This is a genomic window from Streptomyces sp. NPDC044061 (assembly GCF_056434305.1).
In genome coordinates this window covers 14,165-15,073 of the sequence record NZ_JBWKFL010000091.1, presented here as the reverse complement: position 1 = coordinate 15,073, position 909 = coordinate 14,165, and the positions used below count along the sequence as shown (strand labels likewise).

Below are 909 nucleotides of genomic sequence, written 5' to 3'. Positions count from 1 at the left end.
ACACCGAACTCAGCGACAAGCACAAGAAGTCGAACAGGGTCCACGCCGCACTGCGGGCTCCCGTCGAGCGGACGATCTCCCGGATCAAGCAGTGGCGGATCTTCCGCCATGCCCGCACCAGCCCGAACAGACTCACGTCAGCCGCCGCAGCGATCCTCACCCTCATGATCTACACATGAAAAAGGCTCCTGGATGAGCACGTCTGGAGACAGGTCTACAAGTGGGCCACATGCGCTCACCCGAACAAGCCAAAACGGTGGGTAGCCGCCCGCTATTTTGACGTGTTCAACCCGTCCAGGCACGACAGGTGGGTCTTCGGAGACCGCGTCAGCGGTCGATACCTACGTAAATTCGCCTGGACGCCAATTGTCCGGCACCGGATGGTGCCAGGAACGGCATCGATTGACGATCCCACCCTGGCCGACTTCTGGGCCACGCGGCGCCGCCGCGGCAAACCCCCGCTGGGCACGGCCAACCTACGCCTGCTACAAGTGCAGGACGGACTGTGTCCGCTCTGTCGGGAGCTGCTGCTGCACGCCGACCGCCAGCCGCAAAGCCCGCAGGAGTGGGAACAGTGGCTGAAGGTCACCCGCACCGCGATCCGCAAATGTGCCATCGTCGCGGACGCGGACAACGGCACACCGGACAAACCCGCCGTCCCACGCCTCATCCACACGCACTGCCGAAACCGATTGATCGCGGGTATCGGCTCACGGCCAGCACTTCTATCAGCCCGCATGCCGTAGGGCTTGCTTGAGCCGGTTGCTCGGAAAGCGGGCATGGCCGATTTCTGAGGGGGGTGGGGGGGGGGGAGGGGGGCGCCCCCCCCCCCCGTCAGCCCCCCCCCCGCCGATGTCCTAAGGGGGAAGCTTCACACTACCCCCGTTCGTTTCCCTCCGTCGATAGGAC

The 909-nt window shown here is 64.9% G+C and carries 2 protein-coding genes; both read left to right on the top strand.

Features of this window, described 5'->3' with window-relative positions; genetic code table 11:
* The coding region (locus AC07CM_RS48765; protein WP_478883032.1) for a transposase family protein at positions 1–179 on the top strand (179 nt) is incomplete at its 5' end.
* Positions 180–281: 102 nt separating this feature from the next.
* Positions 282–746, top strand: a complete 465-nt coding sequence (locus AC07CM_RS48760) for a hypothetical protein (RefSeq protein ID WP_478883031.1) — start codon at positions 282–284, stop codon at positions 744–746.
* The last annotated feature ends 163 nt before the right edge of the window (positions 747–909 follow it).